The organism is Neptunomonas japonica JAMM 1380 (assembly GCF_016592555.1).
Classification (GTDB): Bacteria; Pseudomonadota; Gammaproteobacteria; order Pseudomonadales; family Balneatricaceae; genus Neptunomonas; species Neptunomonas japonica_A.
On record NZ_AP014546.1, the window covers coordinates 133976 to 153640 of the forward strand.

General features: G+C 44.4%; 15 protein-coding genes and 1 pseudogene. 10 read left to right on the plus strand and 6 right to left on the minus strand.

Features of this window, described 5'->3' with window-relative positions; genetic code table 11:
* The first annotated feature begins 206 nt into the window (after positions 1–206).
* From dctP to NEJAP_RS00605, 3 genes are all read left to right on the plus strand, one after another.
* Positions 207–1223, plus strand: coding sequence for a TRAP transporter substrate-binding protein DctP (gene dctP, locus NEJAP_RS00595; RefSeq protein ID WP_201348811.1), 1017 nt, complete (start codon positions 207–209; stop codon positions 1221–1223).
* The gene (locus NEJAP_RS00600; protein WP_201348812.1) at positions 1223–1744 is read left to right on the plus strand and encodes a TRAP transporter small permease subunit; all 522 of its coding nucleotides are present in this window, start codon (positions 1223–1225) and stop codon (positions 1742–1744) included. The genes dctP and NEJAP_RS00600 overlap by 1 nt, the downstream gene beginning before the upstream one ends.
* A gap of 149 nt (positions 1745–1893) precedes the next feature.
* Positions 1894–3216 (plus strand): TRAP transporter large permease, encoded by a 1323-nt coding sequence (locus NEJAP_RS00605; protein WP_236591011.1) that lies wholly within the window; start codon positions 1894–1896, stop codon positions 3214–3216.
* Between the two features lie 125 nt (positions 3217–3341).
* Here NEJAP_RS00605 and NEJAP_RS00610 read toward each other — a convergent pair whose 3' ends face one another.
* Positions 3342–3779, minus strand: a complete 438-nt coding sequence (locus tag NEJAP_RS00610) for a porin (RefSeq protein WP_201348813.1) — start codon at positions 3777–3779, stop codon at positions 3342–3344.
* Positions 3780–3981: 202 nt separating this feature from the next.
* Here NEJAP_RS00610 and NEJAP_RS00615 point away from each other — a divergent pair, with 202 nt between their 5' ends.
* Both NEJAP_RS00615 and NEJAP_RS00620 read left to right on the plus strand, forming a co-directional pair.
* Positions 3982–5031: an ethylbenzene dehydrogenase-related protein gene (locus NEJAP_RS00615; RefSeq protein ID WP_201348814.1), complete on the plus strand. Its 1050-nt coding sequence runs from the start codon at positions 3982–3984 to the stop codon at positions 5029–5031.
* A gap of 150 nt (positions 5032–5181) precedes the next feature.
* Positions 5182–6789 (plus strand): NADPH oxidase family protein, encoded by a 1608-nt coding sequence (locus tag NEJAP_RS00620; RefSeq protein ID WP_201348815.1) that lies wholly within the window; start codon positions 5182–5184, stop codon positions 6787–6789.
* A 191-nt stretch (positions 6790–6980) separates the two neighbouring features.
* Here NEJAP_RS00620 and NEJAP_RS00625 read toward each other — a convergent pair whose 3' ends face one another.
* Positions 6981–8480: a CoA-acylating methylmalonate-semialdehyde dehydrogenase gene (locus NEJAP_RS00625; protein ID WP_201348816.1), complete on the minus strand. Its 1500-nt coding sequence runs from the start codon at positions 8478–8480 to the stop codon at positions 6981–6983.
* Between the two features lie 185 nt (positions 8481–8665).
* Here NEJAP_RS00625 and NEJAP_RS00630 point away from each other — a divergent pair, with 185 nt between their 5' ends.
* Positions 8666–9559 carry a LysR family transcriptional regulator gene (locus tag NEJAP_RS00630; protein ID WP_201348817.1) on the plus strand — a complete coding sequence of 298 codons (894 nt, stop codon included), beginning with the start codon at positions 8666–8668 and terminating at the stop codon, positions 9557–9559.
* Positions 9560–9625: 66 nt separating this feature from the next.
* Here NEJAP_RS00630 and NEJAP_RS00635 read toward each other — a convergent pair whose 3' ends face one another.
* The 3 genes and pseudogenes from NEJAP_RS00635 to NEJAP_RS19510 form a co-directional block, all read right to left on the minus strand.
* Positions 9626–11290, minus strand: a complete 1665-nt coding sequence (locus NEJAP_RS00635) for a formate--tetrahydrofolate ligase (RefSeq protein WP_201348818.1) — start codon at positions 11288–11290, stop codon at positions 9626–9628.
* A gap of 213 nt (positions 11291–11503) precedes the next feature.
* Positions 11504–11881, minus strand: a complete 378-nt coding sequence (locus tag NEJAP_RS19505) for a CZB domain-containing protein (RefSeq protein ID WP_419197855.1) — start codon at positions 11879–11881, stop codon at positions 11504–11506.
* A 30-nt stretch (positions 11882–11911) separates the two neighbouring features.
* Positions 11912–12592, minus strand: a pseudogene (locus NEJAP_RS19510) (methyl-accepting chemotaxis protein); the annotation flags it as partial.
* Between the two features lie 322 nt (positions 12593–12914).
* Here NEJAP_RS19510 and NEJAP_RS00645 point away from each other — a divergent pair.
* From NEJAP_RS00645 to folD, 4 genes are all read left to right on the plus strand, one after another.
* Positions 12915–13598: a haloacid dehalogenase type II gene (locus NEJAP_RS00645; RefSeq protein WP_201348820.1), complete on the plus strand. Its 684-nt coding sequence runs from the start codon at positions 12915–12917 to the stop codon at positions 13596–13598.
* Positions 13599–14251: 653 nt separating this feature from the next.
* Complete coding sequence (gene purU / locus NEJAP_RS00650; RefSeq protein WP_201348821.1) at positions 14252–15106, plus strand: formyltetrahydrofolate deformylase; 855 nt, start codon at positions 14252–14254, stop codon at positions 15104–15106.
* Positions 15107–15162: 56 nt separating this feature from the next.
* Positions 15163–17613, plus strand: a complete 2451-nt coding sequence (locus NEJAP_RS00655) for a GcvT family protein (protein ID WP_201348822.1) — start codon at positions 15163–15165, stop codon at positions 17611–17613.
* A gap of 164 nt (positions 17614–17777) precedes the next feature.
* Positions 17778–18623, plus strand: a complete 846-nt coding sequence (gene folD, locus NEJAP_RS00660) for a bifunctional methylenetetrahydrofolate dehydrogenase/methenyltetrahydrofolate cyclohydrolase FolD (RefSeq protein ID WP_201348823.1) — start codon at positions 17778–17780, stop codon at positions 18621–18623.
* Between the two features lie 134 nt (positions 18624–18757).
* On the opposite strand, the gene NEJAP_RS00665 is transcribed toward folD, so the two are convergent.
* Complete coding sequence (locus tag NEJAP_RS00665) at positions 18758–19657, minus strand: LysR family transcriptional regulator (protein WP_201348824.1); 900 nt, start codon at positions 19655–19657, stop codon at positions 18758–18760.
* Between the last annotated feature and the right edge of the window lie 8 nt (positions 19658–19665).

The window sequence follows — 19665 nt, forward strand, 5'->3', positions numbered from 1 at the left end:
AACGCATTAAATTTTACAAAGCAGCATGCAAACGTAGCTTTTAATTTACACCAAACGGTGTTAAAAATACTGCACAGCTACCCGGTAGTAGGTAGAGACGTTATCAGAGAGCTTCTGGTAGAGCATAGATAGAATTAGTTTAGACCGTTCCTAGTGCTCGAACCTAAACAAGCTATCAATATATATAAGAAAAAAGGAATCAGATAGTGAAAAGAAGAGACTTACTGAAAGCAGCTGCCACGGGTATCGCTGCTGCGCCATTGGCCCTTTCTGCGACGTCTGCTCAGGCAGGCGAAAAAGTTAATCTTAGAATGCAAACGCTATACGGAACAGAAACTGATGATCTGTATAAAGCTTTTGCAAACGATGTTAAAACAAGCTCTAACAAAAGCGTTCGTATCACGCGTTTCCGTGGTAGCGAGCTGGTAGCAAATGACCAGATGCTAGACGCCGTATCTAAAGGCACTTTGGATATGTGTCAGGGCTATGGCGGTTATTGGGCTGGTCAGCTAGATATCGCTAAAATTGAAAGTGGTATTCCAGGCGCCTGGACTAGCTATGATGAAGCTATGTACTTGCACCAAGCTAAAGGCCTGGGCGATCTGCTTTCAGAAGCTTATGCTGAAAAAGGCGTACATTATTTAGGCCCAGTATTTGGTGGTCCGTACGATCTACTAACAACTAAGCCAGTTAAAAGCTTAGACGACCTTAAAAACATGAAGATTCGCGCAACAGCTACTGTCGCTGCGATTCTTGAAAAGTTTGGTATTCCAACTGTATACCTACCAAGCCAAGAGCTCTATATTGCACTATCTACTGGCGCGATTGATGGTGTGATTTATGGCGGTTCTTTGGAATATAAAGCATTAAAACTGCACGAAGCAGCTAAACATTACACTTACCTAAACATGATCAACCCTGGTTATGCTGATGGTATGTTGATCAACAAGAAAAAGTGGGACTCTATGTCTCCTGATCAGCAAAAAGTTATTGAACTAGCTAGCGCTAAGCATTCAACTAACATGCATGCTTGGAATGTAAATGGCTGTCTTGATGTGAATGGCGAAGGCATCTTTGAGTTTGCTTCTTTACCTGCTGAAGACTCTAAAGCACTGACAGTTGCCGCTATGGATGTATGGAAAGAAGAAGCTAAGAAGTCTGAGCGTAACAGCAAAGCGATTGATGCGATCATTGCGACTGCCAAGGCTACTGGGAGAGCTTAATGTCAACACTTTCTCAATATCTTGCTTTTCAAGACAGGATATCTGAGTGGGTGGGCAAGGCCGTCTCCTGGATGTGTCTTGCCATGATTGCAGTGCTTGGCTATGAGGTGGCAGCGCGTTATTTGTTTAACAGCCCTACCTCATGGGCGCATGAAAGTACCACGATGTTATATGGTACTTTCTGCATACTGGCAGGTGTCTATACCCATAGACACCACAGCCATGTGAAAAGTGAAGTGATCTATAACCTGTTCTCAGTTCGCACCAGAGCTATCATGGATGTGATAACCGGCTCACTTGGCTTGGTTGTATTCGGCGTTTTCTTTGTGGTCACCTTTAATTATGCTGCGGAATCATGGGCAATTAAAGAGGTCTCTTCAAAGAGTACTTGGGGCCCCATTGTTTACCCTTTTAAATCCGTTCTCCCTCTGGCTATTGCCCTAATGATGTTGCAGAGCCTAGCAGGATTAATTCGCAGCCTGGTTGTTGCTCTAGGTATGCAGTTGGAAGAAGAAAGTTAGTTTGAAGTAGTCTGATACTTGGCTGATTTTTGGAAGGGTTGATAACTCTGTAAGTTTTTATATCTGTGATTTTTTTTCAGAGAACCTTGATTGTCTAAGATGCTGATAAGAATTGGGCAGATATATACTGTAAAAACGAAGGTGTATCCGTGTTAGATCTAGATCCTTTATTAGTTACCGCCGGCATGTTTTGCTCCATGCTGGTACTGTTGGCGATGGGGGCTCCGCTCACTTGGGCGTTGCTTACCGTAGGCACAGGTTCTGCTTATTTTCTTTGGGGGCCTGCTGGCCTCGAATTAATGGCTCACAGTGCTTTCGGAGCAATGGATAACTTCCTGCTAGTGGCACTCCCAATGTTTATTTTTATGGGATTAATGCTGCAGCGATCCGGTATCACCGATGACCTGTTTGAAATGATTAATAAGCTCATGGGTGGTGTTCCTGGGGGCTTGGGAATGGGCACTGTTATCGTCTGCGCGATTATCGCCGCGTTGGCTGGGGTATCAGGTGCTGCAACCGTTAGTTTAGGTATTATTGCATTACCTGCGATGCTGAAACGAGGCTACGACAAGAAGTTAGTTACCGGCACTATTATGGCAGGTGGCGCGCTAGGATTTTTAATTCCCCCTAGTGTGCTGATGATCGTTTATGCATTCTTAGCCCGAGAGTCGGTAGGTAAATTGTTTGCAGCAGGCTTGATGCCAGGCCTTATGTTGGCCGGCATCTACATGCTTTACATCTTCCTGTTTGCTGTTAAAAATCCAGAAAAAGCACCTTCAATTCCTTTGAAGGAGCGTGTCAGTGGCATAGGTAAGATCAAAGCGCTTAAAGCATTGATTTTACCAGGTATTTTAATCGGTACTGTATTAGGCTTTATTGTTGGTGGTGTGACATCTCCTTCAGAAGCATCAGCTGTTGGTGCGGCAGGCTCGCTTATATGTGCGGCAATCTATCGCACATTAAATATGAAAATGCTGAAAGAAGTGCTTATGAGTACGACGCAGCTAATGGGAATGCTGATCTGGATTACCGTAGCGGCAGTATTTTTCAGTAAAGTCTATATTGGTTTGGGAGCAGGCTCTTTGCTTACTGAGCTGGTAGAAGACTCGAACCTTTCGCCTTACTGGGTCATTATCGCGATGCTGGTAACGTACTTCGTGTTGGGTATGTTCCTAGATGATTTTGCGATTGTCTTTATTACCGTTCCTTTGTTTGTGCCTATTGTTCAGGAGCTAGGGTTTGATACGGTGTGGTTTGCAGTACTGTTTATTATTAGTATGCAAACGGCCTATCTCACGCCCCCCTTTGGGTACAACCTGTTTTACATGCGATCGGTGGCGCCTCCTTCAATAACCATATATGACCTGTATAAAGCGGTTATCCCGTTCATTATTTTGCAGGTTATCGGGTTGGCACTGGTGGTGGCATTTCCACAGATAGCGCTCTGGTTACCTGGAGTGATATTTGGATAGTTAGCATTAATAAATCGATGCTCTTTTATACACCCGCAGACTGTGTCAGTCGTGCGGGTGTTTTTTTATGTAGCTCTGAGAAACCTGAAGAGGAGGAGATCTTTCAAGGCTAGGTTTACATATTATTAAAACGTAAGCTGCATCCCTGACAAGTAACCAACGCTACTATCATCTTCATTCGTATCTCCTATCTCGGCAAACACGCCTACATTCTCCTGTTGAGGGAATTGATAGGTTACGTTTGCGTACCAGCCCGTCACGTCATCTCTGCTTTTATCTTCGTAATCAATGCTTTGAATATCAAGCGCTGCTTTTGTTGTGTTGGTTATCGGGAATGCACTTACTAGGTTATAAGCATTAGCGGTATCTGCCATTGAGCTGTAATCAGCTCCGAACGTGGCAAAGTCAGCATCATAGACTGCCTGCACACCCCAAGACATTACAGAGTCAGTAGCACCAGACGCTTGGAAGTTCTGCAGGGCTGCAGCCAGACTCAAGTTATCCACAGATGTTGATATAAACAGGTCTAAAGATTCGTTGTTGTAAGTGTTTGAGCAAGTCATTCTTTTGAGTAGCCGTTTTTGTAAATAAAGATAGTTGTGTAGATTTCGCCTCCTTTGCTGCTATGTGGATTACCCGTCGACTGCTCTTTTCTAAAAAGCTATGCCTAAAAACAAGAATGATAATTAATATTGTATTGTAAATGATATAGATTATCATTATTATTCGCTAAAATTAAACACTTGTATGGATTTGGCGAAAAACATGAAGAAGATAGCTGTTTTTTGGTGCATTGCATCGGTTGGATTTGTTCCTCACGTAGCTCAAGCTGCAAAAAATACACTGGAGTCGATTCGCATTGATCATCCCGTTGTTATTGATGGCTTACAAGAAACATTTTGGAACCAAGCAGCACCATTGACGGTGTCTTTGAATGAGCTTCCGTACGAGCCGAGTAACGGCTATGCGGGAATGAAGGAGGTCGAGGTAGATATGCGTTCAGCCTATGACGCTGAAAATATCTATTTTTTAATTCGTTGGGAAGATCCAACGATGAGTCTTGAGCGTTTTCCTTGGGTGAAACAGAAGGATGGTTCGTGGAAGCAGTTGATGAAGAAAGACCAAACAGGTCATGACAATACCTTCTATGAAGACAAATTTGCTTTGTTTTGGAATATTCATTCCAAAGGGTTTGTTAAGAAAGGCTGTGATAAGTCTTGTCATGTTGCAGAAGATGGTGAAATCGATGGTGTCAAAGATACCTCTTCAGGGCGTCATTATACGGCTAATGCGGGCGAAACAATCGACATGTGGCATTGGAAGGGCGCTAGATCAAACCCTGTAGGCCAAATTGATGATCAGTATATGAACTCTGACCGCCAGGAAAATAAAGGTTGGGGGCGACACAGTGATGACAAAACAGGAGGAGGCTATGCGAATAATCGTAATGCTGAGAAAACCGCTCCTGCTTGGATGAATCCTGTACCCAGTGAAGAGAGCCGCTATTGGGTAATGGACGCGACAAAGGTGCCTTTTTTAGACCGATTTAAGCCCGGAGATGTCGTTGGAGGTATCGTCGCGAACCCATCGACAGGTTCACGAGGCGATATCAGTGCGCTAGGTGTTTGGGAGAATGGTGTTTGGACCTTAGAAGTGAAGCGCAAATTAGTGACTGAGCATGAAAACTCTGCGACTCAGGATATTCAATTTAGTGACCTAGGTAAAAAGTATTATTTTGGAGTGACTGTGTTTGATAATAGCCAGACGAATCACCTTTATCATAAGAAATCACTGAAGCTAACGTTCTCTAAATGATATCTATGGACTGATATGAAGAGAATTCGTTTCCAACAGCAATGTTAACGTGCTGTTGGAAGCTGTTCGCTTATCAACAATAATATGAAATCGCTATCATCTACACTGCCTGATTCCCCTTCAAAGTACAGAGGGCCTGTAACTGGCCTTATGTGGTTTAAGCGTTATTCTACTTTACTGAAAGTGCTACCTTGGCTGAGCTTGTTCTTTGCTGTCGGCAGCTATCAGTTTTGGCTTGGCTTTGATTACAACTCGAACGATACCACTAATATTTATCTGAGATTAGCGCGTGGTAGTGCCTATCTGTTGTTGCTGATACTCGCAGTTATGTGGCTGCCGGTCATGCGAAAGAGCATAACGGTGCTACGCTGTTCTCGTTGGGGGAGATGTTTACCACTTGATCAGGCTAAAGTTTGTCATCGCTGGCTTGGTCATTTGTTGATAGTGGCAGCGCTGCTGCATGGTAGCCAATATTTACTTTATTACGATACGTTGGAGATACCTTTTAAAGAAGCATTGCTTGCTGAAGAGGCTGATTTGGTACGTTCCATGCGTACGAATATGTATGAATTTGTTAGTGAAGATGAGTCTATCGATGTGATGCAGGAGTGGATAGCAGCGGGCGCACAGCAAAATGAGTTTGAATCAAAAATTAAACCGATCCTTAAGGAAGATTGCACTAAATGCCATAACCGTACTTCAACGATGACATATGCCATCCCTAATATGCCATTGAGTCACTATGAAGATGTACTGGCTTTTGTCGATAAGGGGATTAGCTCTCGGCAATTTCGTATCAATATGAGTGGCTTGTCGATGTTATTCATCTTGTTGATTGTTTGGCTGAGTTCCCTCCAATGGGTAAGAATACATTTGTACCACCGGTTTCAGCAGCTGCACCGCTTAGGTTACGCATTAGCACTATTAGCATTGCTACATATCACGACGCTGCAATGGATCGTTTTTCCACTGCTGGTCTTGGTGATTGAGCTATATTGCTCCAGAGTACGCCAGCGGTACACCAATTGCGTGGCTCATGCTTTGAGAGTTAATGAGCAGGTCGTTTGTTTAACTATTGAACGCCCAAAGGCTTTGGCGCTACTTCCTGGGCATTATGTTCAGCTTCGTATTCCAGCATTATCTGCTCACGAGTGGCATTCCTTTTCATTGACAGGAATACGCAACGATCAACGTCGCTTGGTGCTTAAAATCAGTTGTGTGGGAGATTGGACAAAACGCCTACAACAGATGGTAACTAATGCCGAATCAACAAAGTTAGGCGTTGATGTGCGAGGGCCGTATGCCAGCCCGGCAGCTCATGCCCCTGCGTCCAACCATTGGTTATTAATAGCAGGGGGAATCGGCATTACGCCTTTTCTTAGCTTGCTGCGTGAATGTAAACGGGACCCTAATCGTAGAGGGATGTTGCACCTTGTATGGGTTATTCGTGAACCTGAGCTTTTACAGTGGCTACGCCCGTTAATAGAGAGGCTATTAGCGATAGCAGCGGTTGATTGTCATTGGCATATTTACCTAACAGCAGATACTGGTGACTTGTCTTTGTTACGAAAGAGCTTTAGCCGTGGAGCCTCATTACAAGTGCAGCATGGGCGACCCAATTGGCAGCAACTGACATCTGATATTGGCCGTAGTGGCTATCAACCACACTGTTTTATTTGTGGGCCAAAAGGGCTCTCAAAAGAGGCGGGTGATGCATGTCGTCGCATGGGGTGGCCGGTTCGAAAAGAAAGCTTTTGATAAGCTGTCAATGAGCCTTTTTCAGAAGTGTGCTTCGGTAGTGTTGGTAGGGCAGAAAGAGAATATAAAAATATTTAAGGTGGATCTTCGTCGTAAATATTAAGGGGCTTTGTAACGGTTATAAAAAGCGGAGGTTTCCCTCCGCTATTATGTCTTCTTACCAGCAATGTTTGTTGGCAAAAAGCTGCTGATTACTTCATAGAAATAGTAGTGTGGACTTTATTAGACGTTGTACCAGGCTCGAACCAGCGAGCTGATACTGTCTTTGTTTGCGTCCAGAACTGTACGGCTTGCTGGCCGTTAGGTCCTAAGTCACCTAATTTAGATGCACGTGAGCCAGTAAAGCTGAAATAAGCAACCGGTACAGCAATTGGGATGTTGATGCCCACTTGGCCTACATCGACGTTATTTTCGAACCAGCGTGCACTCCAGCCTGAGTTGGTGAAGATAGCAGTACCATTACCATTTTCGTTAGCGTTGATAATATCAACAGCACTCTCTAGATCATCAGCGCCCATCACACACATGACAGGACCGAAGATTTCCTGAGTGTAGATATCCATTTCAGTAGTGACGTCAGAAAACAAGGTAGGGCCGACGAAATTGCCTTGTGGGTAACCTTCAACAACGACACCACGACCGTCGAGTAATAAGGATGCGCCTTGCTGAACACCTGTTTCAATAAGTCCTTCAACACGTGCTTGTGCTTGTGGAGATACTAGCGGGCCTAAGTCTGCCTCGCGGTTAGTACCAGGGCCTATGATCATGCTTTTAGCACGCTCAACCATTTCTGGCAGCCACTCACGTGCTTCGCCAACTAAAATCACAATAGAGTTAGCCATGCAGCGTTGGCCTGCCGCACCAAAGCACGACCCCAGCATATGGTTAATGGCTTGGTCCTTATTGGCGTCAGGCATGATAACGGCGTGGTTTTTTGCACCCATCATGCACTGTGCGCGTTTACCTGTGCTGCTAGCGCGATTATAAAGAGATGTACCGACATGAGTAGAACCGATAAAAGACAGTGCTTTAACATCAGGGTGGTCTGCAAGACGGTTAGCAACATCAGCGCCACCGTGCACGACATTCAATACGCCAGCAGGAACGCCTGCTTGCATCGCCAGTTCAACTAAGCGCATAGTTGACGTAGGGTCTTGTTCAGAAGGCTTTAAAACAAATGTGTTACCGCATGCGATTGCTATCGGGAACATAAAGCAAGGCAGCATAATCGGGAAGTTAAATGCAGTAATACCCACACCAACACCTAGCGGTTTGTTGAGCGTATAGACATTAACGTCACCCGCAACATTGTCAGCTATCTCGCCCAATTGGAGTTTAGTGATTAGGCAGGCATTTTCGATGGCTTCTAGCCCACGGCCAACTTCACCTTCGGCATCAGGTAGTGTCTTACCGTGTTCTAAGCTTATTAGCTCAGCGATTTCTTTGATGTTGTCGCGTACCAATTGTTGGAATCGCAGCATAATTGCTTGGCGTTTGGCGACGGACACTTTGCGCCAGCTTTTGAAAGCTTCTTTTGCGCTAGCAACGGCAGTGTCGACTTCATCAAGTGTTGCAAACGGTACTTGGGCAACTACTTCTTGAGTGGCTGGATTAAGCACATCAGCCCAAATGCCGCTGGTGGTTTCAACTTTTTCGCCGTTAATAATCATTGATACTTGGGGAATGCTCATTATTACCTCCAGAGACATCGTTAATAGATATCTGGGTTATGTTGCACTGCATATAATGCTGCATTTATGCAAGCAGTGTATTTATCTTGATATCGAGGATAGCGGCAGGGTATCTTCTTAACAATAGACAGTTTGGCAATGCAGCCTTGCATAATTGCAAGGATATGATCACAAAGAGAATAGATATGAACTGGGATGACTTAAAGGTCTTTTTAGAAGTCGCGCGTACTGAGAAGCTATCACAAGCGGCTAAACGCTTAGGCATAGATGCGTCGACAGTATCGCGGCGCTTACACCGGCTAGAAGATCAGTTGGCTACCCAGTTGTTTGATCGCAGTACTGAAGGTCATAGCCTCACAGAGCATGGTCAGTTACTGTTACAAACTGCGCGTGATATGGACCAGCGGGCCCAAGCAGCTAATGATATTTTGCAGGGTAAAAATTTAGAGAATCAAGGTAAAGTGCGCCTTGGCGTTACTGAAGCGTTTGGCAATGACTTTATTGCACCTGAGCTGGCGCGTTTTTGCCAGCAGAACCCCCAGATCATTATTGATCTATTGCCTTTACAGCGCTTCGTTAAGTGGTCTCATCAGGAAGTAGAGATAGCTGTTACGATTGAAAAACCGCCAAATACCTCACTCGTGGTTTCTAAACTCTGTGATTACGGCCTTAGTATGTATGCTTCTCGTGATTATCTTGAGAACTCAGAAGCTATTAATGTGCCAGAGGATATTTATAACCATCCACTGATTGGTTATGTAGATGACTTGGTGTTTAGTGACCAGCTGTCCTATTTAGAACGCTTACTGCCCAATTCAAACCCATGCTTTCGTAGCACCAGTGTTGTTACTCAATCGGTAGCTGTGCGCGAAGGGCTAGGGCTTGCGATGCTGCCTCATTTTTTAGCACGAAGGCATGCAGATTTAATTCCGGTCTTGCCGCAGCAAACGAGCGTCGTGCGGACTTTTTGGATAGCCGTTCACCCTGAACAAAAAAAGCTAGCTCGTGTGAACAAGGTTTGGCAGCACTTAAAGCGCCATGCACAGGACAACGCGGCCATGCTAATGGAAGGAAACTAGCTTAATGTTGATAAGAAGCAGATAAGAGTGCTCTACATTAAGCTAGGGACAATACTTACAACACCGTTACTCTAGGCCTTCGATAATTCCACTTTTTAGTAACTTAATACTATTGGCTGCGGGTTTCTTGGGTAGCCCCGGCATACGCATGATTTTACCGGTTAGTATCACTAAAAATCCTGCGCCCGCATTAATCTGAATGGCGCTAACGGTGACCTCAAAGTCTCGTGGTCTGCCGTGTAAAGCAGGGTCGTCAGATAATGAGCTAGGTGCTTTTGCAATACAAACGGGAAGGTGCGTGAGCCCTAGTTTTTCGACCTGCTTAAGGTCTTTTTCCGCATCTTTTGAGAAGGCAACATCATCGGCCCCGTACATGGCTTTACATACGGCACGCACTTTTTCTAATACGCTAGCATCTAACTCATAGAGTGGTTTGAAAGGGCGGTTTTTTTCAACAGATGCCATCACGACTTTAGCCAACTCAATGGCGCCTTTGCCTCCCTCAGCGTGGTGGTTTGTTTCGGCAAAAGAAACACCATGCACCTCGCAACGCGCACGAATTAAGGCAATTTCTGCATCGGTGTCGGTGGCAAACCGATTCAGGGCAACGACTGGATGTTTATTAAATATCTCTACACTTTCTATATGCTTATCTAGGTTTTCTAGGCCCTGTTCAACAGCGATAAGGTCTTCATTTTCTAAGTCGTTTTTATTTTTGCCGCCGTGCATTTTCAAGGCACGTACCGTTGTGACCAGTACGACAGCGTCTGGGTCTAATTCGGCTACTCTGCATTTAATATCAAAAAATTTTTCGGCGCCTAAATCAAAACCAAACCCGGCTTCTGTAATTGCCCAGTCTGCATGATGCATCGCCATGCGTGTGGCAATCACACTGTTACAACCGTGAGCAATGTTTGCAAAAGGCCCGCCATGAACAAAGGCCGGCGTACCTTCAAAACTCTGCACTAAGTTAGGCTGTAACGCATCGCGAAGCAGCGCCATCATTGCACCAGTAATGCCTAACTGCTCTGCATAAACGGGATCGCCTTGGTAAGTGAAGCCAATTAAGGTTTGCTCTAAGCGTCGCTGTAAATCTTCAGCATCATTAGCTAGACAGAGCATGGCCATCACTTCGGAAGCCGCGGTAATATCAAAGCCTCCTTCACGAGGGATGCCCTGCATCTTGCCGCCAAGACCGAGTACAATTTTTCGCAGGCTCCGGTCATTCATATCCATGACGCGGCGCCATACAATTTGCCGAGGGTCGATGTTGAGCGCGTTACCCTGGTAGATATGATTGTCCAGTGCTGCAGAGAGTAAGTTGTTCGCACTGGTGATGGCATGAAAATCACCCGTAAAGTGCAGGTTGATTCGATCAGCAGGCATTATCTGGCTATAACCTCCGCCCGTTGCCCCGCCTTTCATACCTAAGCATGGCCCAAGAGAGGGTTCGCGTAGCGCCATACATACCGACTCATTCAGCTGAGTAAACGCTTGCCCAAGGCCAATCGTAGTCGTTGTTTTACCTTCACCTGATGGTGTGGGGGTGGTGGCTGAAACCAGAATTAACAGACCTTTTTTCTGGGTTGGTGTTGTGAGAGCTGTTAAGTCGACCTTTGCGATGTCACGGCCATAAGAGTAAAGGTATTGCTCCTCAATACCCAGTGCTTCACTGATGTGGGTAATAGGCTTTGGTGTAAACTGTTGAGCTATTTCTACATCTGTCGGCATGTGAGGCTCCTAGACTTTATTCACGTTTATCAGGCATCATATAGCTGATTTAACAATGAAAAATTGATGAGCAACAAGTAGTACACTTCTCTATTTTGATGCTAAATAATTGCAACAATGTTTATGCAAGGTAGCACTCTTTTGCGGAATTACATAAGTGCTTAAAGGATTCATCTACTTCAACAAAGTTTCCATGCTCTGCTAGCCGTAATGTTAAGATAGTTCTGCATTTAGTTGGGTGAGGTACTCAGCTACTGTGGAGCTAGCTTGCTCCATCTTCATAAGGTGATCGGCTGTCATCACCATATCGCCTATACGTGCCGCTTCAACTGCCGCTAGTCCTTGTTTATGTACATCCTCATGAGGAGAAGCTATGCGGCTATAGCTTGGTAAATGTTTATAGTCTTTGTGGCCATCTCCGGTGAAGTACCATTGACCCAAGCGACAGGAGGTATGATCAGATAGCGAGTTAACGTTATGCAGATCACCCGTAATAATGCGGTCATAGACCGCATTTTTCCATATGACATGATCTAGCTTTACGGTTTGAATAAAAGCATCGCTGGAACTGGATTGTATAACATGCTTCATGTGGCTTGATAAGCTGACAACTTGTGTGACACCGCACCTTATTTGTTCAGCAGAAGCGACCACTTCAGAGCTGGTGTTTTGCACATTTTGGATATCGTGCGATGCTTCTCCCGTTTTAATGGCAATTTGCTTCACTAAAGAGGCGATGTTATCACTAGCCTCACTTGCTTTTTTTGCTAGATTTCTTACTTCGTCGGCGACAACCGCAAAGCCTCTTCCTGCCTCCCCTGCACGAGCGGCTTCGATTGCTGCATTGAGTGCAAGTAAATTAGTTTGGTCAGATATACCACCAATAATGTCTACAAAATCTTCTATTTGTTTAGATACGCTGAGCAGATCTTCAATCTTGTCGTTACAAGTGTTCGAGCTGCTTTGAATTACTTCAACCTTCCTTAGAATGATATTAACAGCTTGTTCTGTCTGATCGAAAACACCCATAGACTCACTCAGAGCGCCTTTTTCTGAATGAAGGCTCTCAGCGGTTTTTGCGATTGTATCTCGTGCATTAGTGACTAGATTATTACCTTTGATCCAAGCCAAGCATAGCTGTTTTTGATCGTTTAAATCTGCCGAAGGTTTATCTGAAAACTCTGAAAGCAATTGTTTGAGTTCTCGGTTTTCTTGAAGAGCTGCTTCTTTTTCGTTATTAATTTTTAAAATTTCATTCTCGTAGTGAGATATTTGTGCGTGCAATTTCTTTGAAAAAAACATCTTTATAATTCCATGAGTATGCTTGTATAAATAACGGATTACTGCAGAGATATCAGATATATAGTTTAGTTCAGGATTCTTCTTTTTCTACCCGTATTGTTAGTAGATAAGGGGTTTTGGTAGTTCATGTGTCGTGTCATCCTCAGATTTAAGAACTCTTAAGTACTTATTTATCAGCATAATTGTATTAGGCTGATGTTCTTTGTATCTGTGAAAGTCGGTTAGCTTAGCTATTGTGTAAAAAATGTTAGCCGTGCTTGATGTTTATTTGCACTAAAATATTACGAGCAGGCAGTATCCAAATAATTTACCAGAGGTAATTATGGCGATCACATTAGCATTTGATGTATACGGAACCCTGATTAATACTCATGGATTGCTGACACAGCTTAAAGAGCTAATGGGTGATAGCGCACAGAGTTTTTCGGATACATGGCGTGAAAAACAGCTGGAGTATTCGTTTCGCAGAAGTTTAATGAGAAGCTATCTTCCCTTTTCTGAATGTACCCGCAGCGCACTTGAATATGCCTGTAAGTCACATCGGGTAGATGTGAGTGCTGAGCAGAAATTCCAGTTGCTGTCATTGTACGCCGAGCTACCCGCTTTTCAGGATACCCAGCATGGATTAGCGATGTTGAATCATGAGCAGTTTCGCCCTTACGCATTTTCTAACGGTACTGAAGCTGCCGTTAGAAAGTTACTTCAAGCTTCTGGAGCAGACCAGTACTTGCTCGATATTGTTAGTGTTGATGATATTAAAAGCTTCAAACCAGATCCTGCTGTATATGAGTACTTTTTACAACGCAGCGCTTCAGATAAAAAGCAAAGCTGGCTGATATCCAGTAATCCCTTCGATGTAATCGGTGCCTTAAACTTTGGGATGAAAGCGGCTTGGGTTAAACGCACTGACGCAGCATTGTTTGATGATTGGGAGGTTACACCCACACTTATTGTTGATTCTCTGGAACGAATTGGAGAACAAATCTTGCAAGAGTCCGGGGTCTAAGTAAGTACTGACTATTTAATAGTGAGTGTTGCTGGGATACTGATTTGTCATCTACGTCGCCAGAAATTTTTGTGCTGTGCCAAGTCGGTATGTGCACTCGCCAATACCGACTAAGGTAATTGGCATTTCTTTAAAATAATCTATTTCAACATCACCTTATTTCGTTCTTTTCGCATCCTCTGAGTGAAAGGCAGTCCATTTTTCAATTCAACATATTGCTTTGTTGTAGATTTTATCTGACAGCAAAAACTCCCTATAGGAAGTGGCTAAGAGTTGCGAAATAAAAACGACTTTTAAATTATTAAATCTCTCGTTAATAAATAGCTATCTAGTTGATAACTATAAAAGCATCACGCTTTCATGAAACGTATTGTTTTGAATGCATTGACATGAAATAAAAAATATATATAAATACATAAATGAAATAAATTAAAATAATTTCACATCCTGGTTTTTAAGCTACTCAAAAAAATGCAGGAGCACCGATTTTTGGTGTGTCTGCCCACGGCCTAGTGGCTGATTTGTTTGGGGCTTTACCTGAACTTGAAAAAGCATTGCATTAACTCTTTTTAAATATAGAAAGTGTCTAAAAATAACAAGGTAATGCAGGCGCGCAACAACTTCTGTGACTGCGTTATTAAAGGATATATATCATGAAACGTACTTTTCGTTTAATTCTGGATTGTCCGGACCAAGTTGGAATCGTTACTCGTGTTGGCGAGATGATCACCCGTCATGGTGGCTGGATATCTGAAGCTGCGCATCATTCTGATGAAGACAGCAATCGCTTTTTTTCCCGCATTGAGATTCTGGCTGACTCTTTATCGTTTGGAATTGAAGAACTACGCGAAAAGTTTGAACCGATGATCGACGAATACCAAATGAATCTTCGTCTCGTTGATAGTGCTACACCTAAAAAAGTCGTGTTGATGGCGAGTAAAGGTAGTCATTGTTTATCTGATCTTTTGGATCGCTGGAAAAGTGGCGATCTGGACTGTGAAATCAGCTGTGTTATTTCAAATCATACCGGTATGCAGGGGTTGGTTGAATGGTACGGTATTCCTTATCACCATGTGGTGATTGATAAAGAGAATAAAGCTCCAGGGTTTGCTCAGGTAGAAGGTTTAGTTGATGAATATGATGCGGACTGTGTTGTTTTAGCGCGTTATATGCAAATTCTGCCGCAGGCGTTGTGTGAAAAATATCGACATCGGGTAATCAATATCCATCACAGTTTTTTGCCCTCCTTTATTGGCGCTAAACCCTATCACCAAGCTTCGCGCCGTGGAGTGAAATTGATTGGTGCGACATGCCACTATGTAACGGAACAGTTGGATGAAGGTCCGATCATTGATCAAGATGTAGCACGTGTTACGCATAGCGATAAAGTAGAAGACCTAGTGCGTTTGGGTAAAGACGTTGAAAAGACGGTGCTCGCTCGTGGCTTACGCGACCATTTGGAAGATCGCATTTTAGTGCACGGCAATAAAACAGTGGTATTCAGCTAATAATAACTTTACCAACTTAATTCTGCGCCAGAGCCGTAGAATTTTGGAGAATAATAATGACTAAGCAACTACCTACTTCTGCACAGGTTGTCATCGTTGGCGGCGGTGTTATCGGCTGCAGCGTGGCTTACCACTTAACTAAACTCGGCTTTACCGATGTAGTGCTACTAGAGCGCCGCCAGCTAACGTGCGGAACTACATGGCATGCCGCTGGGCTTGTGCCAACGCTTCGTGCTACTTATAACATGTCGATGCTGGCGAATTATAGCGCCACTCTTTATGAGCAATTAGAAGCTGAAACTGGGCAGGCGACAGGTTTTGTTCGTAACGGTTCGTTGACTATCGCTACCAATAAAGAGCGATTAGCAGAATTGAAACGTGGTGCATCGATGGCCAAAGTTGCCGGTTTTCCTTGCGATGTGATTTCACCAGATCAGGCTAAAGAGCTGTGGCCGCTGATGAATGTTGATGATGTGTTAGGTGCTATTCATCTGCCAATGGATGGCATGACCAGCCCGGTTGATGTTACACAGGCTCTAGCTAAAGGTGCCCGACTCGGTGGAGCAAAAATCATTGAAGGCGTAAAAGTGCTGGATATGAAAACGCACGATGCTAAAGCCGTAGGTGTTATCACCGAACAAGGTGATATCGATGCAGAGTACGTAGTTAACTGTTCAGGTATGTGGGCTAGAGAGTTCGGTAAAAAAGCCGGCGTTAATGTACCGTTACATGCTGCTGAGCACTTTTATGTTGTTACTGAGAACATGCCGGATCTGACACGTGGTTTACCAACACTGCGTGATATGGACGGTTACTGCTATTACAAGGAAGATGCCGGCAAGTTGCTAGTCGGAATGTTCGAGCCGCATGCTAAACCATGGGGAATGAAAGGCATACCAGAAGACTTCTTCTTCGACGCGTTACCGGATGACTTTGAGCATCTAGAGCCATACCTGGAAGCGGCTATGCATCGTTTGCCGATTTTAGAGCGTACTGGCTTGCAGTTATTCTTTAATGGGCCTGAATCCTTCACACCAGATGATCGCTACCACTTGGGTGAGGCGCCAGAATTGCGTAATTATTTTGTGGCTGCTGGCTTTAACTCCGTAGGTATTCAGTCTGCAGGGGGGGCGGGTAAAATGCTAGCAGAGTGGATCCATAAAGGTCATGCGCCACAAGATTTATGGGATGTTGATATTCGTCGTAATCTGCCGTTCCAGGGGACGCAAAAATACTTGGAAGAGCGTACGACTGAATCATTGGGTTTGCTGTATGAAACACACTTTCCATTTAAACAGTATAAAACAGCCCGCGGTGTTCGCCGTTCCGTGTTGCATGAACAGCTAAAAGCACAAGGCGCTGTGTTTGGTTCAGAAAATGGTTGGGAGCGTGCTAACTGGTTCGCAAGAGCAGGGCAAAAGCCTGAGTATGAACTCTCTTTTGGTCGCCAGAACTGGTTTGATAATAACCGCGAAGAGCATGAAGCTGTACGTACCTCGGTGGGCGTTATTGATCAGAGCTCATTCTGTAAGTATCAGATTGAAGGCCCTGATGCTGAAATGCTGCTGAATCGGATCTGTAGTAACAATGTGTCAGTTGCCGTAGGTAAGATGGTGTATACCCAGTGGCTTAATGAGCGCGGTGGTATTGAAGCAGATGTTACCGTAACTCGCTTAGCTCAGGAGCGTTATTTGGTTGTTTCTGGGGTTGCTTGCCAAACGCGTGACATGGACTGGTTACGCAGAAATAAACCCGCTGATGCGATGGTTGTGTTTACCGATGTGACTTCTGCCTACGCTGTAGTGACGGTAATGGGACCGAAGTCTCGTGAAACATTGAGTAAACTAACAGGTGCTGACTTGTCTCATGAGAGCTTTGCCTTTGCTACATCTCAAGAAATTGAGATGGGGTATGCGGTGGTTCGTGCATCACGAATTACTTACGTAGGTGAGCTGGGATGGGAATTGTATATCCCAACTGAGTATGCACCGAGTGTTTATGATTTAGTAATGGAAGCCGGTGAAGAGTTTGCTATCAAGCCATACGGCTACCATACGATGAACTCGCTACGCATGGAGAAATGCTACCGTCATTGGGGGCATGATATTACAGACGATGATACCGCTTTGGAAGCGGGTTTAGGCTTTGCTTCTGATTTTGATAAAGAAGGTGGTTTTATTGGTAAGGAAGCTTTATTGGCACAGAAGGCTAAAGGCTCGTTAAAGAAACGTTTCATTGCGTTTCTATTCGAGAACCCAGAGCCTTTGTGTTACCACGAAGAACCTATCTATGCTAACGGCAAGATTGTTGGGCGTACCACCGCAGGTATGTTTGGTCATACGGTAGGTGCGACTGTGGCAATGGGTTATGTTGAGCACGTTGAAGGTGTGACAAAAGAATGGTTGGATAATACTAACTTTGAGATTGAAGTTGAGTGTGAGCGTTACTCAGTCAAACCATCTTTGCGTTCGTTCTATGACCCGGCCATGGAGAAAATTAAGTGTTAATAGGCCGTTACTGCTATTGCGCCTGAAAAGTTAGAAGCATTGTATAGTCCACTCGTTCATAAACCGGTGCTAGGTTGCTGCCGGTTTATTGGGGCCCTGAAAGCGGGCTATATGGTTGCTTTCTTATATGAAAATAACCCAAGAACAATGATGAGGTTTGATTGATGTCTGCATTAATTTTGGACGGGAAAGCACTGGCTAAGAGTCGTGAGCAACAACTGCAAGCCGCTGTTAAAAAGTTTCAGGATGGGGGTGGTTTACAACCTGTTTTGGCAACTATTTTAGTGGGTGATGATCCTTCCTCTGCAACTTATGTACAGATGAAAATTAATGCATGCGCTCGGGTGGGTATGGGCTCTCGTTTTATCCGTTTACCTGCGGCCACTACCACACAAGAGTTACTATCTAAGATTGATCAATTAAATAAAGATCCAGACGTATGCGGAATTCTGCTACAGCATCCGGTGCCGGAGCAAATTGATGAGCGCGCCTGTTTTGACGCTATAACCATCGAGAAAGATGTCGATGGTGTGACCACCCAGGGCTTTGGTCAAATGTCTATGGGTGAGCAGGCATTTGGCTCGGCAACACCGGCAGGCATTATGACTCTACTTAAGCACTACGATATCCCACTTTCAGGTAAGCATGCAGTAGTGTTAGGACGTAGTCCTATTTTAGGCAAGCCGATGGCGGCGATGTTACTCAATGCTAATGCGACAGTGACAATTTGTCACTCGCGTACCAATAACCTTGCTGCGCTGGTAGCTCAAGCGGATATTATCGTGGGTGCTGTAGGTAAACCAGAGCTAATTAAAGCCGCGTGGATTAAGGATGGCGCCGTTGTGGTAGATGCCGGTTACCATGCGGGCGGTATCGGTGATATTGAGAAAGCAGGCCTAGAAAATAGAGTGGCTGCACTAACACCCGTACCAGGCGGCGTGGGGCCAATGACTATTAATGCATTGATTAGTCAAACGTTAGAGTCAGCCGAAAAACTAGAAACATGCTAATGATGTCATCGTATTTTAAAGTTAATAACACTTTGAGTGGGTAGCGGCGCGCTGAAAATAGCAATACATTGTGTCCAGTTAGATATCATTACTTATGGGGCAGGAGAAGGTCTAGTTGAGTGTAAATGTATAGCTTAAGATAAGGGTAGTTTATTGTTAGCGGCAATGAAGCTTTCCCAAAGCATTGTGGCTACCGGGCCTAAGGTTTGTTCTTTACGGCGAATCAGGCGGATCTCACCATTAATAGTGTGCTCTATATCTTGTGGTTGCAGTGGAACTAGTACCCCTTGGCTTAGTTCGTCTTGCACCATATGTTCTGGAATGAAGCCCCAGCCTAGTCCCCCTAGTAGCATTTTTTTTAGCGTGTGTGCATCTTGAGTTTTCCACTGCCTCAGCCCTTTCATCATCATCAGGTTTTCTGAATCAAAGCTTAGGCCGCTTTCCTCAACGGTTAAGTGGCATTGAGGTTTGAGTTGGCCAGCACATGTAACTTCTCCAAGTTGAAATAGCTCGGGTGAGGCAACGAGTAAAACCTTGAAGTGATTGATAGCTACAGTATCTAAATCGCCTACACCATGTAATGTTGGCCACCATGGGCCAACCGCAAGATCTGCTTGGCTATTTTGTAATAGCTCTAATGCTCCAAAGCGAGACTTGCAGAGGACATGTATCTCGGTCTCAGGATATTGACGTTGGCATTGCTTTAATACGTTAAAAATAAGGGCATGCGGAGAAGCTAAGTCATAGGCAAAACGTATTAAAGGTTCATTACCTTTACCTAAATGCTTCCCCATAGATTGGAGCTGGTTTGCATTGAGTAAGAGTTCCTGCGCCTTACGGTAAAATAACGTGCCCTCTTGAGTCAGACTTAAGCGGTAGTTTTGACGGTTAAGAATTTGAAAACCGTACTCAGCCTCTAAATTTTTGATGGCCATTGATAGTGCCGGCTGGGTTTTATTCAGGCTTTCAGCAGCCAATTTTAGCGAGCCACATTCGACAATATGGTTGAGAGTGCGTAGTTGCTCTAGTGTCATAAAAATTC

Bases quoted from the DNA above. Each gene is read 5' to 3' on its own strand.
- NEJAP_RS00600 (WP_201348812.1), top strand. From the start codon at position 1,223: ATGTCAACACTTTCTCAATATCTTGCTTTTCAAGACAGGATATCTGAG.
- NEJAP_RS00610 (WP_201348813.1), bottom strand. From the start codon at position 3,779: ATGACTTGCTCAAACACTTACAACAACGAATCTTTAGACCTGTTTATA.
- NEJAP_RS00615 (WP_201348814.1), top strand. From the start codon at position 3,982: ATGAAGAAGATAGCTGTTTTTTGGTGCATTGCATCGGTTGGATTTGTT.
- NEJAP_RS00620 (WP_201348815.1), top strand. From the start codon at position 5,182: ATGTGGTTTAAGCGTTATTCTACTTTACTGAAAGTGCTACCTTGGCTG.
- NEJAP_RS00625 (WP_201348816.1), bottom strand. From the start codon at position 8,480: ATGAGCATTCCCCAAGTATCAATGATTATTAACGGCGAAAAAGTTGAA.
- NEJAP_RS00630 (WP_201348817.1), top strand. From the start codon at position 8,666: ATGAACTGGGATGACTTAAAGGTCTTTTTAGAAGTCGCGCGTACTGAG.
- NEJAP_RS00635 (WP_201348818.1), bottom strand. From the start codon at position 11,290: ATGCCGACAGATGTAGAAATAGCTCAACAGTTTACACCAAAGCCTATT.
- NEJAP_RS19505 (WP_419197855.1), bottom strand. From the start codon at position 11,881: ATGAAGCATGTTATACAATCCAGTTCCAGCGATGCTTTTATTCAAACC.
- NEJAP_RS00645 (WP_201348820.1), top strand. From the start codon at position 12,915: ATGGCGATCACATTAGCATTTGATGTATACGGAACCCTGATTAATACT.
- purU (WP_201348821.1), top strand. From the start codon at position 14,252: ATGAAACGTACTTTTCGTTTAATTCTGGATTGTCCGGACCAAGTTGGA.
- NEJAP_RS00655 (WP_201348822.1), top strand. From the start codon at position 15,163: ATGACTAAGCAACTACCTACTTCTGCACAGGTTGTCATCGTTGGCGGC.
- folD (WP_201348823.1), top strand. From the start codon at position 17,778: ATGTCTGCATTAATTTTGGACGGGAAAGCACTGGCTAAGAGTCGTGAG.
- NEJAP_RS00665 (WP_201348824.1), bottom strand. From the start codon at position 19,657: ATGACACTAGAGCAACTACGCACTCTCAACCATATTGTCGAATGTGGC.